The organism is Janthinobacterium sp. PAMC25594 (genome assembly GCF_019443505.1).
Classification (GTDB): Bacteria; Pseudomonadota; Gammaproteobacteria; order Burkholderiales; family Burkholderiaceae_D; genus Janthinobacterium.
The window spans coordinates 5,557,633-5,572,993 of the sequence record NZ_CP080377.1 but is presented as its reverse complement, the minus strand read 5'-3'; the positions used below and the strand labels follow the sequence as shown (position 1 = coordinate 5,572,993).

The window sequence follows — 15,361 nt, the reverse complement described above, 5'->3', positions numbered from 1 at the left end:
GTCAAGGGAAAAACCGGGGATCGTAGCTCCACCGCCTGACCGTACTGGCGGTGATTGCCGCGGCATCGGCATGGCAGGGGTTGAGCAAGACATTGTATTCGTCGGGCACGATCACGGAAGGCACCAGCAGCAAGGCGGATTTTCCCGCTGCGATCCAGCCATCGCCGGCCCGCTTGCCCGACAAGCCGGCCGGTATGGCATCCCAGCCGCCGGGAAATGGGGCGAGTACCTGGCGCGCATTCCATACGCCATCGGGAATGGCGATACGCACCAGGTAACGGTTGAACGGCAGGCCGCCACCGCGCAGGTAATGCACGGTTTCCAGGGTGGCCAGGGCGATACTTGTCGAGCAATACACGACGGGGGCGCCCTGGCTGTTCCAGCGGCCGCCCGTGATCCTTGCGCCGGTGCCGCTCAGGTCACTGGCGGGATAGGCTGGCGTCTCGACGGCAATACGCCAGAGCACATTCATGCATAGGCTCCGCTCTGCGTCATGGACAGCAATTGCACCACCAGTTTTTGTCCCTCGAAGGTATCCATGTAGCTGGCCGGCGTCGCGCCCGCCAGCGCAGGCAGCGGCTTGCTCAGCCAATCGGAGACCCAGCGCGCCGCGTCAAAGCCGGCGGGATCGCCCGATTGTTCGACCATCGCCTGCACCATGCCGATCAGGGTTTCAACACCCAGTACGCGTTCCGATTCATCCTTCGACAGCAAGCTGGCGTCTTTCTCCTTGCGGCTGATGGTGGCACGCGACAGTCCCAGGCTGGACAACAGGAATTCCTTGCTCATGCCCATGCGCGCGGACAGGCGGCTGATCGTCGAAGCTGGAATGCCCCGCCGTATCAGCGCAATGCGCGCATCAGTATCAAAGCCATACAGCACCATGCCCTCGTATAGCGTCCTCGCTTGCTGGAGCGGGACGGGAATGTCAACTTGCTGCGCCATAATCGCCTCCTTTAAGACATAAGTATAGCTCAAATGAGGCAAATCACAAGGTTTGCTCATGTCAAAAAAAATGCCGTTCAGCGCAGGCTGAACGGCATGAGCGGCGGCACTGCGCCGCGTTCCAGGGCGCTCCTTACAGGAAGCGGTCGAGTATCTTGCGCGTCGTCTTGTCGATATTGAACATGTCGCGGATCAAAAAGTGAATGCCGTGGTTATCGGCGATCAGCAGCGACGCAGCGCCGATGCGGCGGATGTCTTCCTCGCCCTTGAGCACGAACTGCGTCTCGCCCCGGTCCGTGTCCACATGCCAGGTGCATGGCGTGGCAAAGCTGGAAACGCTTTTCACGCGCGCGATCTCGGGCATGAATTCGCGCCCTTCCAGCTCTTCCTGCAGCAGGCTGCGCGCCGGTTCCGGCAAGGCGTCGAGGCGCTCGATCCATGCGACTTCCTTGCCGTTGCCCAGCACCAGCGAAATGCCTTCGTCGGGCGACTGGATGGGAAAGGCGCGCACGGGCGCCACGCCGTCAAAGACCTGGCCGTCTTCGGCCGTCATCACCAGCTTGCCGAAGGGGTCGCGGCTTAATGTAAAAGTTGTACTGGCCATGCTTATTCCTTGTCATCCAGGGCGAGTTCGTTGTTGCGCGCCTGTGCTTCGTAGAGGCGGAAATAGGCGCCCTCTTTCGCCATCAGTTCATCGTGGCTGCCCACTTCGACGACCTGGCCCCGGTCCAGCACCACCAGGCGGTCGGCCCGGTGCAGGGTCGACAGCCTGTGCGCGATGGCGATCGTCGTGCGGCCCTGCACCAGGTTGTCGAGCGCCTTTTGAATCTCTTTTTCCGTTTCCGAATCGACCGACGATGTCGCTTCATCCATGATCAGGATGCGCGGATCGATCAGCAGGGCGCGGGCGATCGAGATCCGCTGGCGTTCGCCGCCGGACAGACCCTGTCCACGCTCGCCCACCATCGAATCGTAGCCTTGCGGCAGGCGCAGGATAAATTCGTGCGCATGCGCGGCGCGCGCGGCGGCGATGATTTCCTGGCGCGACGCGTGCGGCTTGCCGTAGGCGATATTTTCCGCGATGGTGCCGAAGAACAGGAACGGCTCTTGCAGCACCAGGCCGATGTTGCGGCGGTAGTCGGACACGGCGAACGAGCGGATGTCGACGCCGTCGAGCAAAATCGCCCCTTCCGACACGTCATAGAAGCGGCAGATCAGGTTGACCAGCGTGCTCTTGCCCGAACCGCTGTGGCCCACCAGGCCGATCATCTCGCCCGCCTTGATGTTCAGCGTGATGCCACGGTTGACGGCGCGGTTGCCGTAGCGGAAACCGACTTCGCGCAGGTCGATCCTGCCTTCGATCTTCTCCAGTTTCACAGGGTGCGCCGGTTCCGGCACGCTCGACACATGGTCGAGGATGTCGAAGATGCGCTTGGCGGCGGACGCCGATTTCTGCGTCACGGAAACGATGCGGCTCATGGAATCGAGCCGGCCATAGAAGCGCGTGCTGTAGGCGATGAAGGCGGTCAGCACGCCGACGGTGATTTCGCCGCGCGACAATTGCCAGATGCCGAAGCACCAGATGACCAGCAAACCCATCTCCGTCAAAAAGGAGACGGTAGGCGAGAACAGCGACCAGACCTTGTTCAACTTGTCGTTGACGGCCAGGTTGTGCGCGTTGGCGTCGCGGAAGCGGGCCGCTTCGCGCTTTTCCTGCGCAAACGCTTTTACCACGCGAATGCCGGGGATGGTATCGGCCAGCACGTTGGTCACCTCGCTCCACACGCGGTCGATCTTTTCAAAGCCCGTGCGCAAGCGGTCGCGCACCAGGTGGATCATCCAGGCGATGAAGGGCAGCGGCGCCAGGGTCATGATGGCCAGCCACGGATTCATCGACCACAGAATCACGCCCGTCATGATGATCATCAGCACGTCTGAGGCGAAATCGAGCAAGTGCAGCGAGAGGAAGACGCAGATGCGGTCGCTGCCGCTGCCGATGCGCGACATCAGGTCGCCCGTGCGCTTGCCGCCGAAAAATTCCAGCGACAGCTTCATCAGGTGTTCATACGTGGCCGAGCGCAAGTCGGCGCCCATGCGTTCGGACACCAGGGCCAGCACATACGTCTTGCCCCAGCCCAGCAGCCAGGCCAGCAGGGCCGAACCGAGCAAGCCGCTCATGTAGTACACCACCAGCCACGGGTCGATGTGCTTGCCGTTCTGATACGGGATCAGCACATTGTCCATCAGCGGCGCCGTCAGGTAAGGCGGAATCATGTGCGCGGCAGTGCTCAGCAGCATCAGCATGAAGCCCAGGGCCAGCTGGCCACGGTAAGGGTGGGCGAAGCGCCACAGGCGGAACAGGGTCCAGGTCGATGGCGGCGTGTACAGCACCTTGGCGCAGATCGGGCATTCTTCCTGCTCCGGCTCCAGAGGCGCCTTGCAACTCGGACACACTTCCTGCTCCGCTTGCAGCACGGGCTGGCCCGTCAGGTGGCTGTCGAGGCGCTCGACGAACTGCTCCAGCACGCGGATCGCGTGCAGATTCTGGCCCAAAGTAAAACGCCACGAGGCCAGGCGGCCGTGGTCATCGAACAGTTCCAGGTGGCCGACACCGGCGTGGTCATGGTGCGTCAGGCGCAATCCAGGGCGGAAAGACCAGCTTTTCCAGGCGGTATCGCCCGGCGAACGGGCCAGCAAACGCTTCTCGGTAACAACAATTATGCCTTTTGTGAAACGTAATCGCGCATCGAGGTCAACCTCAACGCTACTTAAAACGTTCTCCCCTGGAGAAAGCTTGCTCTCCACCTCCGCCAGCCAGGCCTCTGCGACAGGCGCAGGCAGCGAGTTGAGGGGAATAGTTGTTGCAGGAACACTCAGTTCAGTTGTCATCGTAAAGCATACTCCGGCTCGAGGCCAAGCCCTTCAGGGCGGGATTTGGGGGATGGGGCAGACGCCCGATCAATGTTTGTGTACTGCGCGATGGCGAGGTGGATGCACCAGTGGCAATTTCCTGTATTGTATCGAATGGATGCCTGCCGGTAAGGATTGGATGGCAAAACGGCGCAAAAAATGAGCAGCCATCGACCAGCGACAAGTATACAACAGCCCGCTGTTGCGCAAATGCTCCAGCTTGGCCCGGAGTCGGTATCTTTATAACAAGTAAGGCAACATTTAGTAACAATTAGAATGACAACAGCAGCAGAATACGAGAAGCAAACGCGACAAGAGGCCGCTAAAAGTGGCACACTGCGCATACCCGGGATAAAGAACCAAGCACGAGCCTGAAAAGACTCTGTAGAGCCACCATAAAGTATCTGGCGCCCAGACGCCTGGCTTGTTATCAAGAAACCACTTACATGATCAAGAAGAAGAACATCGAATTTGCCCGCGTCACCCACTTGCGCGGCCCCAACATCTGGACGTATCGCCCGGTGATTGAAGCCTGGGTCGACATCGGCGAACTGGAAGATTACCCATCGAATACCCTGCCCGGCCTGTACGAGCGTCTGGTGGCATGGCTGCCCGGCATGATCGAGCACCGCTGCGGCGTGGGAGAACGGGGCGGCTTTTTCGAGCGCCTGCGCGAAGGCACCTGGTCGGCGCACATCCTCGAACACGTGGTGCTGGAATTGCAAAACCTGGCAGGCATGCGCACGGGCTTCGGCCAGACGCGCTCGACCAGCCAGCGCGGCGTCTACAAGATGGCTTTCCGCACGCGTGAAGAGCACGTGGGCCGCGCGGCCCTGGCCGCCGCGCGCGAACTGCTGATGGCCGCCATCAACGATGAAGCCTACGACCTGGAAGCGGCCCTGGCGCCCCTGCGCGACATGGTCGACGCGCGCTGCCTGGGTCCGAGCACGGCCAGCATCGTCGATGCGGCCACCGAGCGCGGCATCCCTTCGCTGCGCCTGAACGACGGCAACCTGGTGCAGCTGGGCCACGGCGCCGCGCAGCGCCGCATCTGGACGGCCGAAACGGACCGCACCAGCGCGATTGCCGAAGGCATCGCCAGCGACAAGGACCTCACCAAATTCCTGCTCAAATCGTGCGGCGTGCGCGTCCCTGAAGGCAGCCTGGTGCGCAGCGCCGAGGCGGCCTGGGAAGAAGCGCAGGACATCGGCGTGCCCGTCGTCGTCAAGCCATATGACGGCAACCATGGCCGCGGCGTGTCGCTGAACCTGATGACCGAAAGCGACGTCAAGGCAGCCTACGAACTGGCCGCGCGCAAGGGCGACAGCTCGGCCGTGCTGGTGGAAAGCTTCATCACGGGCGACGAACACCGTCTGCTCGTCGTCGGCAACAAGCTGATCGCGGCCGCCAAGGGCGAATCCCTGTGGGTCGACGGCGACGGCGTCTCCACCGTGCTGGACCTGGTCAACACGCAGATCAATACCGATCCGCGCCGCGGCGAAGGCGAAGATTTTCCATTGGGTACCGTCAAGCCGCATGAATCGGGCGAAATCGTGCTGGAACTGCAGCGCCAGGGCATGACCGCCCTGTCCGTGCCGCAAGCGGGTCAGAAAGTGCTGATCCAGCCGAACGGCAACGTGGCCATCGACGTCACGGACGACGTGCATCCGTCCGTCGTGCACGCGGCCCTGCTCGCCGCGCGCGTGGTGGGCCTCGATATCGCCGGCATCGACCTGGTCACCACCGACATCACGCGTCCGCTGGAAGAGCAGCGCGGCGCCATCATCGAAGTCAATGCCAGCCCCGGCCTGCTGGCGCACATCAAGCCGGGCGTGGGCCAGCCCCGCCCTGTGGGCGCGGCCATCGTCGACCACCTGTTCGCGCCAGAGGAAACGGGCCGCATTCCGCTGATCGGCGTGACGGGCACGCGCGGCGCCAGCCTGATCGTGCGCATGCTGTGCAAACTGCTCAACCTGTCGGGCCTGCACACGGGCGCCGTGTGCAGCGAAGGCATGTACCTGGACCAGCGCAGAGTCGTCAGCAGCGATTGCGTGAACTGGGACGCGGGCCAGCGCCTGCTGCTCAACCGCACCGTACAGACGGCCCTGTTCGAAAGCAATCCGCGCATGATCCTGGCCGAAGGCCTGGCCTACGACAAGTGCCAGGTCGGCATCGTCACCGACATGGGCAGTTTGGAGAGCGTCAAGGATTTCGACGTGCTCGACGATGCTGGCCTGTACAAGGCCGTACGCAGCCAGGTCGACGTGGTGGTGCCAACGGGCGTGGCCGTGCTGAACGCCGCCAACGCGCACGTGCTGGAACTGGCCGAACTGTGCGACGGCACGGTGACCCTGTACGCGCAGGATGGCAGCTTGCCGGCCATCGCGGCGCAGCTGGCCGCCGGCCAGCGTGCCGTATTCGTGCGCGGCAACCATATCGTGCTGGCCGAAGGCGGCATCGAAACGGTCTTGCTGTGCCTGGACCTGCTGAAACCGGCCACGGCCGGCAATGTCGACAGCGTGCTGGCCGTTGCGGCCGCCGCCTGGGCCATGAACCTGCCCGTCGATTTGATTTGCGCAGGCTTGCGCACGTTCGACGCAGCCCCCGGCTGCATCGGGAATTAAGACAGCACTCAAGCCCGGCCAGGATGGCCGGGCCCACAAGAACACAACAGGATTACGGTTTAATTATGGAAGTATCTCGCGTACGGGCCTTGCGGGGCCCTAACCTCTGGAGCCACGACACCGCCGTGGAAGCCATTGTTTCCTGCACCACGCAGGAACTCGACATCGCCCAGTTGCCCGGCTTCGAAGCCCGCCTGCGCGCGCGCTTTCCGCATCTGAGCCCGCTGCAACCGCTGGGCAATTACAACGCCGCGCCGATGGCGCAGGTGCTGGAACTGGCGGCGCTGGGCCTGCAGGCGCAAGCCGGCTGCCCCGTCACCTTCAGCCGCACCACGCCGACCCTGGAAACGGGCATCTTCCAGGTCGTCGTCGAATACTCGGAAGAAGCCGTCGGCCGCCTGGCCCTGGAACTGGCGCAGCAGCTGTGCCAGGCCGCGCTCGACGATGCGCCGTTCGACCTGACCGGCGCCCTGCACCAGTTGCAGGAACTCGATGAAGACGTGCGCCTGGGACCGTCCACCGGCGCCATCGTCAACGCCGCCGTGGCGCGCAACATCCCGTTCCGCCGCCTGACCGAAGGCAGCCTGGTGACGTTCGGCTGGGGCAGCAAGCAACGCAAGATCCAGGCCGCCGAAATGGACGGCACCAGCGCGATTGCCGAAGCCATCGCGCAGGACAAGGAACTGACCAAGAAGCTGCTCGATTCGGCCGGCGTGCCGGTGCCGCACGGCCGTGTCGCCATCGATGCGGACGACGCCTGGGCCGCCGCCTGCGAGATCGGACTGCCCGTCGTCGTGAAACCAAAAGATGGCAACCAGGGCAAGGGCGTCACCGTCAATGTCACCACGCGCGAACAGCTGACGGCCGCCTTCCTCGCGGCGCAGGAATTCCGCGACGACATCCTCGTCGAACGCTACCTGCCGGGCCACGATTTCCGCTTGCTCGTCATCGGCAACAAGATGGTGGCAGCGGCCCGCCGCGACCCGCCGCAAGTGGTGGGCGACGGCCAGCACACGGTGCGCGAACTGGTCGACCAGGTCAACCTGGACCCGCGCCGCGGCAGCGGCCACGCCACCTCGCTGACGAAAATCCGCTTCGACGACATCGCCCTGGCCAGCCTGGCCAAGCAGGGCTATGTGGCCGAATCCGTGCCGCCCGTGGGCCAGCGCGTGATCTTGCGCAATAACGCCAACCTGTCGACGGGCGGCTCGGCCACCGACGTCACCGTCGACGTGCACCCGGAAGTGGCGGCGCGCGCCGTCGCCGCCGCGCACATGGTGGGCCTGGACATCTGCGGCGTGGACGTGGTCTCCGAAAGCATACTGAAACCGCTGGAAGAGCAGAACGCCGGCATCGTCGAAGTGAACGCAGCACCAGGTTTGCGCATGCACCTGGCGCCGTCGTTCGGCAAGCCGCGCCCCGTGGGCGAAGCCATCATCGCCGCCATGTTCGCCGAGGGCGACGATGGCCGCATCCCCGTCGTTGCCGTTACCGGCACCAACGGCAAGACCACCACCGTGCGCCTGATCGCCCACCTGCTCACCACCTCGGGCCTGCGCACCGGCATGACCAATACCGATGGCGTGTACATCGAAGGACGCCAGATCGACAGCGGCGACTGCAGCGGCCCGCGCAGCGCGCGCAACGTGCTGCTGCACCCGGACGTGGACGCGGCCGTGTTCGAGACGGCGCGCGGCGGCATGCTGCGCGAAGGCCTGGCTTTTGACCGCTGCCAGGTCGCCGTGGTGACGAATATCGGTGCCGGGGATCACCTGGGCCTGAACTACATCACCACCGTGGAAGACCTCGCGGTACTCAAAAGGGTGATCGTGCAGAACGTGGCCGACAGCGGCGTGGCCGTGCTGAACGCCACCGACCCTGCCGTGGCGCGCATGGCCAAGAATTGCAGCGGCACGGTGACCTTCTTCGCCGCCGACAAGACGCATCCCGTGATGGCCACGCACCGCGCGCAGGGCAACCGCGTGGTGTACGTGGAAGACGGCAAGCTGGTCGCCGCGCAGGGCAAGGAACGCCACGAAATCGCCCTGTCGCAGGTGCCGATCACGCGCAACGGCGCCATCGGCTTCCAGGTCGACAACGTCATGGCGTCGCTGGCCGCCGCCTGGGCCGTGGGCCTGGACTGGAAAACCATCGCGCTGGGCCTGAAAACCTTTGCCAACGAAGCCGACAATGCGCCGGGCCGCTTCAATGTGTTCGATTACAAGGGCGCCACCTTGATCGCCGACTACGGCCACAATCCGGACGCCATCCTGGCGCTGGTGCAGGCAGTGGAAAGCATGCCGGCCAAGCGCCGTTCGGTGGTCATCAGCGGCGCCGGCGACCGCCGCGACGAAGACATCCGCCAACAGACGGAAATCCTCGGCGCCGCCTTCGACGACGTGCTGCTGTACCAGGATCAATGCCAGCGCGGCCGCGCCGACGGCGAAGTCGTGGCCTTGCTGCGCCAGGGCTTGAACGGCGCCAAGCGCACCAGCCATATCGATGAAATCAACGGCGAATTCGTCGCCATCGACAAGGCCCTGGCGCGTTTGAACGAAGGCGATCTGTGCCTGATCCTGATCGACCAGGTGGAAGAAGCGCTGGCGCACATCGCCAAGCGCGTCGCCGAAGCGTAAGCACCGCATCACTGCGCACAAGGGCGGCCTGCGGGCCGCCCTTTTTATTGGCGCCCGTCGCCTTCCTGCGCGCACCCGCATGGTGCAAAAGCCCTCTTGCAAGCTTGTAAATTCAGGCATGAAAATTGCTCATAAGAAAACATCAGTGGGCTGACGAGAAGGTGGGGCACGCATGGTGGGCAGAATTTCGCGCATGATCGGAAAATTGACGGTGGGGCGCAAACTGGCGCTGATCTATTTGCTCGACCTGTCCGCCGTCATCTTCATTTCCGGCATCCTCATCAACGAAAAATACATCGCCATCGAATTCTCGCGCAAGGAGATGGCGGGCAACGACTACATCGCCGCCATCCGCGATGCGCTGCTGCCACTGACGCGCAGCACGGCGCAAGCGGACGCGCAAGCCACCGCCATCGAGCAGGCCGAGCGCCAGTTCGGCGCGGGCATGCGCAGCGCGCAATTGAGCGGGGAATTCGCCACCCTGCTGCGCCAGGCCGGCGGCACGCCAGCGGCACATGACGGCATGGCGCCCGCGCCCGCCTTTGTGGCCGGACGCGAACTGCTCACGCGCGTGGGCAACCAGTCGAACCTGATCCTCGACCCGGACCTGGACAGCTATTACACCATGTCGCTGGTGATCCTGCGCTTTCCCGAGCTGCTGGAAGTGATCAACAGCACGCGCGCCCTGGCGCTGCAACTGGCGACGGCCGAAGGCGCGCAGCGCCAGCGCCTGCAGACCCAGTTCCTGATCCTCGAAGGCCGCATGGATGCCACCATGGGCGGCATCGGCAGCGACTACACGGAGGCGTTCGCGGCCAGCACGCCGCTGCTGCGCCGGCACCTGGACGGCTCGCGCGCGGCCCTGCGGCAAGCCGTGGCGCAGTTTCGCGCCAGCGCCCAGGCGCTGGCCGGCACGCCGGCCCATGCCGATGGCAACGCCGCGCTGCTGCGGCACGATGCGGCCGCCGTCGAGGCCCTGCAGCGTGCCTGGCGCGCGGCGGAACACGAATTGCACCGCCTGATCCAGTTGCGCGTGGACGGCTTCTTTACGCGCATGTGGCTGCACCTGGGCACGGCCGTGCTGCTGCTGGTGATGATACTGGGCCTGGTGTTTTTCGTCGCGCGCCAGATCGCCCTGCCCATCCGCCGCCTGGCGCGCGTGGCGCAGGAAGTGCGCGAAACGGGCGACCATAGCCTGCGCGCCATCTGGGACAGCGAGGACGAAACGGGGCGCCTGGTCAGCGCCTTCAATACCATGCTGCAGCAGCTCGACTTCCAGCGCATGGCGCAGCAGGACCTGGTGGCGCGCGCCAGCGCGGCCGATGCGCAGCGCCAGCTGGTTGACGCCATTCCCATCCCGCTGATGGTCACCTCGATCCCGCATCACCAAGTGCTGCACGCGAACCAGGCCGCGCACGCGTGGCAGGGCGGCCTGGAACTGGACCCGTGGGTGGGCGGCATGAGTCCGCAAGCCCGTTCACGCTTCTTCCAGCGCTTGAGCGACCTGGGCGCCGTCGATGAATTCGAGGTGTGCTGGAGCGGCGGTGGCACGCCCACCTGGGCCTTGATTTCCGCGCGCCTGATCGACTACCAGGGCCAGCGCGCCGTGCTGTCGACCTTCACGCCGATCAACAAGATGAAGCTGATGGAGTCGCGCCTGGAATTGTGGGCCAAGGTGTTCGAGGCATCGGCTGAAAGCCTGATCGTGATGGATGCCGACATGCGCATCATTACCGTCAACCAGGCCTTCCGCCGCCATTCGCTGTACGACATGGTGGAGCTGATCGGCAAGCGCCCCGCTTTCCTGCTCGCGCCGGACAACCCTCCCGAGCAGCTCGACAGCCTGCGCCAGACCCTGGCGCGGCGCGGCTACTGGCAGGGAGAAATCTCGGTGCAGCGCAAGTCGATGGAAAACTATCCGGCCTGGCTGGTGATGAACGCCGTGCGCGACCTCGATGGCGTCACCACGCATTTCATCGCCAGCTCGCTCGACATCAGCGAACGCAAGGCCAGCGAACGGCAGATTGAGCACATGGCCCACCACGATGCGCTGACGGGACTGGCGAACCGCCACGTGTCAAAACTGCGCCTGGCGGCCGCCATCGCGCAAGCGCGCCGCAGCGGCGAAAAGGTGGGTGTGCTGTTCGTCGACCTGGACCGTTTCAAGCACGTCAACGACGCGCTGGGTCACCACGTGGGCGACGCCCTGCTGCAATCGGTCTCAAAGCGCCTGCTGCAACTGGTACGCGAAGGCGACACCGTCAGTCGGCTGGGCGGCGATGAATTCGTCGTCATCCTCAACGGCATCGGCGACGCGGAGTCCATCGCCGCCCTGCTCGACACGCGATTGATACCGGCCATGCGCGAGCCGCACCAGGTGGCAGGCAACGTGCTGTATGTCTCGTGCAGCGTGGGCGTGGCCATCTACCCGGACCACGGCGACGACATGGATACCCTGATGCGCCACGCCGATGCGGCCATGTACCAGGCCAAGAGCGGCGGGCGCGACCATGCGCGCATTTTCACGCCGCAGATGCAGGAGCAGCAATTGCAACAGCTGCACCTGGAAAGCGACCTGCGCCACGCCATCGAGCGGCAGGAACTGGTGCTGTACTACCAGCCGCGCATCGATGCGCAGAGCAGCCGCCTGAATGGCGTGGAAAGCCTGATCCGCTGGCAGCACCCGCAGCACGGCCTGATCGCGCCCGACAGCTTCATTCCCGCCGCCGAGGAGTCTGGCCTGATCGTCTCCATCGGCGCATGGGTCATCCGCGAAGCGTGCCGCCAGCAGCTGGCCTGGCGCGAGGCGGGCGCGGGCGACATCGCCGTGTCGATCAACCTGTCGGCCATCCAGCTGAAAAGCGGCACCCTGGTGGCCACCTTGCGCGAGGTGCTGCGCGAGTTTCCCGTCACGCCAGGACAGATCGAATTCGAACTGACCGAATCGATCCTGATGGACAATGTGGACGATACCATCGCCACCCTGCACGCCATCAAGGCGCTGGGTTTTGCGCTGTCGATCGACGATTTCGGCACCGGCTATTCGAGCCTGAATTACCTGTGCCGCTTCCCGCTCGACAAGCTGAAAATCGACATGAGCTTCGTGCAGGACATCCACGGTTCGCCGCAAAACCTGGCCGTGACGAAAACCATCATCGGCCTGGGCCACACCCTGGGCTTGACGGTCACCGCCGAAGGCGTGGAAAGCGCGGCCGATGCCGACGTGCTGCGCCACGCCGGCTGCGACGAACTGCAAGGCTTTTACTTTGCCCGCCCCATGCCGCAGGCGCGCTTCATGGCATGGCTGGCGCACAGCGACACGCCCTGCGCCGCCTGACACCTCCGGTGCGGCACGCGCCGGATTCGACAACGTGCAGTGCGCCGCCAGGGCGCATGAATGCAGCAGGGATACCGGAATTGATATGGACATCGCAAAAGAAGTCATTTGTGGGGCAAAGTCATTCCCCCTACCATGTTTCCTGAGCAAGTTTCAGCTCTGGCGGCAACTGCTGCAGCGTTCTCAACATAACTAAAATACAGGTGGAGACAAGATGAAGCAATGGATGGCAACGGGCACCCGCACGCCCAAGCACAACACACGGTTGACCTTGAAGGCCACGGTGGCCGCCCTGGCCGGCGCGGGCCTGCTGAGCAGCGCTTCCGTTTGGGCGCAACAGGCGCCCGCCGTGGAGACACCGGCGGCAGAAGTGGCAGAAGCAGCGCCGGTGGCGGCGCCAACCGACAATGCCGACAATGCAGGCATCGCCGTCGTCGCCGTCACGGGCGTGCGCAGGGCAGCGCAAAGCGCGCAGACGATCAAGAAGAACAACGACCAGGTGGTCGATTCCATCGTCGCCGATGAAATCGGCAAATTCCCCGACAAGAACGTGGCCGAAATCCTCGGCCGCGTGACGGGCGTGCAGATCCGCCGCGAAGGCGGCGAGGCGGGCTCCGTCATCATCCGCGGCTTGCCAGGCGTGGTGACCCTGCTCAACGGCCGCGAGATGTTTACGTCCGTGGGCCGCAGCCTGTACCTGGCCGACATCCCGACGGCCATGCTGCAGCGCGTGGACGTGTATAAATCGCAGGGCGCCGACATGGTCGAAGGCGGCACGGCCGGCGTGGTCGACGTGCGCACCAACCGCCCGTTCGATTTCAAGGGTTTTACGGCATCGGGCAATGTGCGCGCCGAGCACCGCGACAAGTCCGGCTCGACGGACCCGAACGTCAGCGGCATGGTCTCGAACCGCTGGAAGACCCCATATGGCGAATTCGGCGCCCTGCTCGGCCTGTCCTACCAGCGCAGCAAATACTATGACGAGACGATCTGGAACGCCGAACCCGTGAAGCGCCCCGAAGCGGGCAACATCACGGGACCCGATTCCGTCGGCATGATCCCGACCGTGGGCGACCGCAAACGCTATGCGGCCAATGCCGCCTTCCAGTGGCGCCCGAACTCGCAGGTGGAAGTGTATGCGGAAGGCATGTCGACCCTGATCAAGCACGCCTTCGACAGCCAGTTCTTTGTCGGTTCGCTGCCCTGGGGTCAGAACCCGGACATCAGCCTGATCCCCGGTACCAATCAGGCGGCCACGGTGGGCAAGATCGACGGCCCATGGTCGCCCTTCACGCTCGGTTCGACCCAGGCGCGGCGCGACCGCTCGATCGGCTCGCAAGGCGCCATCGGCGCGCGCTGGGACATCACGCCGCAGCTGCGCATGACGACGGAACTGGCGCGCACGGTGAGCAACTTCGAACGCGAATTTCCCATCCTCGACTTCCTCGCGCATCCGACCAGCATCATCGGCAGCACGAACGTCAACGGCGGCGCGCAGATCAGCTACCCCGGCTACAACATGCTGGACCCGAAGAACTATACGCTGCTCGGCTTCTACGATAACCACAGCCACGACGAAGGCAGCTCGACCGACTGGCGCGGCGACGTTACCTACGACATGGACAGCACGGGCTTCTTCCGCGAATTTTCGGGCGGCGTGCGCCTGGCCAAGCGCAAGGCCGAATCGATCCGCGAAAAAAATGGCCAGGGCGGCCTGACGTCGACCATGTATGCGGACGCGATTCCCGGCCTGGCGTGCACCTCGCACCAGAACACGGGCAACTTCGGCCTGCAAAGCTGGCTCACGCCATGCCGCGACTTCATGCTCAACAACACGGCCGTGCTGCGCCAGCTGTTTACGGGCAGCAGCGAACGCAGCCCCGACGATCCGATGACCCACTACAGGGATGTGGAAAAAACCAATGCCGTGTACGGCAAGGCACGCATCGGCTTTGACCTGGCACAAGTACCGGTCGACGGCACCCTGGGCGTGCGCGTGGTGCAGACCAAGCAGGACTTGCAAGGCAATTCCTCGCAAAACGGCATCATCACGCCGGTGCAGGTGAAAACGTCGGATACGGACGTGCTGCCCAGCCTGACCCTGAAAGCCATGCTGCGCCAAGACCTGATCGCCCGCCTGACGGCCGGCAAGGCCGTGCAGCGCCCCAACTTCGCCGACTTCAATCCCGGCGTGAGCCTGGGCCAGAGCCTGGAGATGGTGCGCCCGACGGGCAGCAGCGGCAATCCCGACCTGAAACCCGTGGAAGGCAAGAACCTCGATGTGGCGCTGGAATGGTATTTCGCGCCGACGGGCTCCGTCACGGCCACCGTATTCCACCACAACTTCAAGAATTACATCCTGTCCGGTTCAGCCAAGGAAACGTATGGCGGCATCGTGTACGACATCACGCGTCCGCGCAACACCTCGAAGGGCCATCTGCAAGGCCTGGAAATGGCCTACCAGCAGTTCTATGACAAGCTGCCCGGCTGGATGAGCGGCCTGGGCCTGCAGGCCAACGCCACCTACATGACGGGCGAACTGGAAGAACTCGATGGCGGCGTGCATCCATTCACGGGCATGTCGAAATGGTCGGCCAATCTCGTCGGCCTGTACGAACAGGGACCGTGGTCGGCGCGACTGGCGTACAGCTGGCGCGATAAATATGTCGACGACTACAACTACCGCGGCAAGGGCATGCACCTGACCGTGGCGCCGACGAAAACCCTGGACGCGTCGGTGTCGTACAAGCTCAACCCGCACACCACGGTGACCTTGGACGCGAACAACCTGCTCGACTCGACCTACCGCGATTACCACGACACGCCGGACTACGTGCGCGATGTGCGCCGCTATGACAAGGTCGTCGGTTTATCGGTACGCTGGAGTTACTAGCCCCCTCTTTCTTCCT

At 64.1% G+C, this 15,361-nt stretch carries 8 protein-coding genes; 4 read left to right on the top strand and 4 right to left on the bottom strand.

Annotated features, from left to right (window positions below):
* Nucleotide 1: 1 nt before the first annotated feature.
* From KY494_RS24950 to KY494_RS24935, 4 genes are all read right to left on the bottom strand, one after another.
* Nucleotides 2-472 (bottom strand): RES family NAD+ phosphorylase, encoded by a 471-nt coding sequence (locus tag KY494_RS24950; protein ID WP_219888580.1) that lies wholly within the window; start codon nt 470-472, stop codon nt 2-4.
* The gene (locus KY494_RS24945) at nt 469-945 is read right to left on the bottom strand and encodes an MbcA/ParS/Xre antitoxin family protein (RefSeq protein ID WP_257572033.1); all 477 of its coding nucleotides are present in this window, start codon (nt 943-945) and stop codon (nt 469-471) included. Before KY494_RS24945 ends, KY494_RS24950 begins: the two co-directional genes overlap by 4 nt.
* Before the next feature lie 133 nt (nt 946-1,078).
* Nucleotides 1,079-1,549, bottom strand: coding sequence for a DUF1854 domain-containing protein (locus tag KY494_RS24940; RefSeq protein WP_219888579.1), 471 nt, complete (start codon nt 1,547-1,549; stop codon nt 1,079-1,081).
* A gap of 2 nt (nt 1,550-1,551) precedes the next feature.
* Complete coding sequence (locus KY494_RS24935) at nt 1,552-3,834, bottom strand: ABC transporter ATP-binding protein (RefSeq protein ID WP_258194434.1); 2,283 nt, start codon at nt 3,832-3,834, stop codon at nt 1,552-1,554.
* A 467-nt stretch (nt 3,835-4,301) separates the two neighbouring features.
* On the opposite strand from KY494_RS24935, the gene cphA (KY494_RS24930) reads away from it, so the two are divergent.
* The 4 genes from cphA (KY494_RS24930) to KY494_RS24915 all read left to right on the top strand — a co-directional run bounded on the left by cphA (KY494_RS24930) (nt 4,302) and on the right by KY494_RS24915 (nt 15,345).
* Complete coding sequence (gene cphA, locus KY494_RS24930; protein WP_219888578.1) at nt 4,302-6,479, top strand: cyanophycin synthetase; 2,178 nt, start codon at nt 4,302-4,304, stop codon at nt 6,477-6,479.
* 65 nt (nt 6,480-6,544) lie between these two features.
* Nucleotides 6,545-9,115 carry a cyanophycin synthetase gene (gene cphA, locus KY494_RS24925; RefSeq protein ID WP_219133861.1) on the top strand — a complete coding sequence of 857 codons (2,571 nt, stop codon included), beginning with the start codon at nt 6,545-6,547 and terminating at the stop codon, nt 9,113-9,115.
* A 193-nt stretch (nt 9,116-9,308) separates the two neighbouring features.
* On the top strand, nt 9,309-12,452 hold the full coding sequence (locus KY494_RS24920; protein ID WP_258194431.1) for an EAL domain-containing protein: 3,144 nt from the start codon (nt 9,309-9,311) through the stop codon (nt 12,450-12,452).
* A 214-nt stretch (nt 12,453-12,666) separates the two neighbouring features.
* Nucleotides 12,667-15,345, top strand: a complete 2,679-nt coding sequence (locus tag KY494_RS24915; RefSeq protein WP_219888576.1) for a TonB-dependent receptor — start codon at nt 12,667-12,669, stop codon at nt 15,343-15,345.
* Nucleotides 15,346-15,361 lie beyond the last annotated feature (16 nt).

Bases quoted from the DNA above. Each gene is read 5' to 3' on its own strand.
- KY494_RS24950 (WP_219888580.1), bottom strand. From the start codon at position 472: ATGAATGTGCTCTGGCGTATTGCCGTCGAGACGCCAGCCTATCCCGCC.
- KY494_RS24945 (WP_257572033.1), bottom strand. From the start codon at position 945: ATGGCGCAGCAAGTTGACATTCCCGTCCCGCTCCAGCAAGCGAGGACG.
- KY494_RS24940 (WP_219888579.1), bottom strand. From the start codon at position 1,549: ATGGCCAGTACAACTTTTACATTAAGCCGCGACCCCTTCGGCAAGCTG.
- KY494_RS24935 (WP_258194434.1), bottom strand. From the start codon at position 3,834: ATGACAACTGAACTGAGTGTTCCTGCAACAACTATTCCCCTCAACTCG.
- cphA (WP_219888578.1), top strand. From the start codon at position 4,302: ATGATCAAGAAGAAGAACATCGAATTTGCCCGCGTCACCCACTTGCGC.
- cphA (WP_219133861.1), top strand. From the start codon at position 6,545: ATGGAAGTATCTCGCGTACGGGCCTTGCGGGGCCCTAACCTCTGGAGC.
- KY494_RS24920 (WP_258194431.1), top strand. From the start codon at position 9,309: ATGATCGGAAAATTGACGGTGGGGCGCAAACTGGCGCTGATCTATTTG.
- KY494_RS24915 (WP_219888576.1), top strand. From the start codon at position 12,667: ATGAAGCAATGGATGGCAACGGGCACCCGCACGCCCAAGCACAACACA.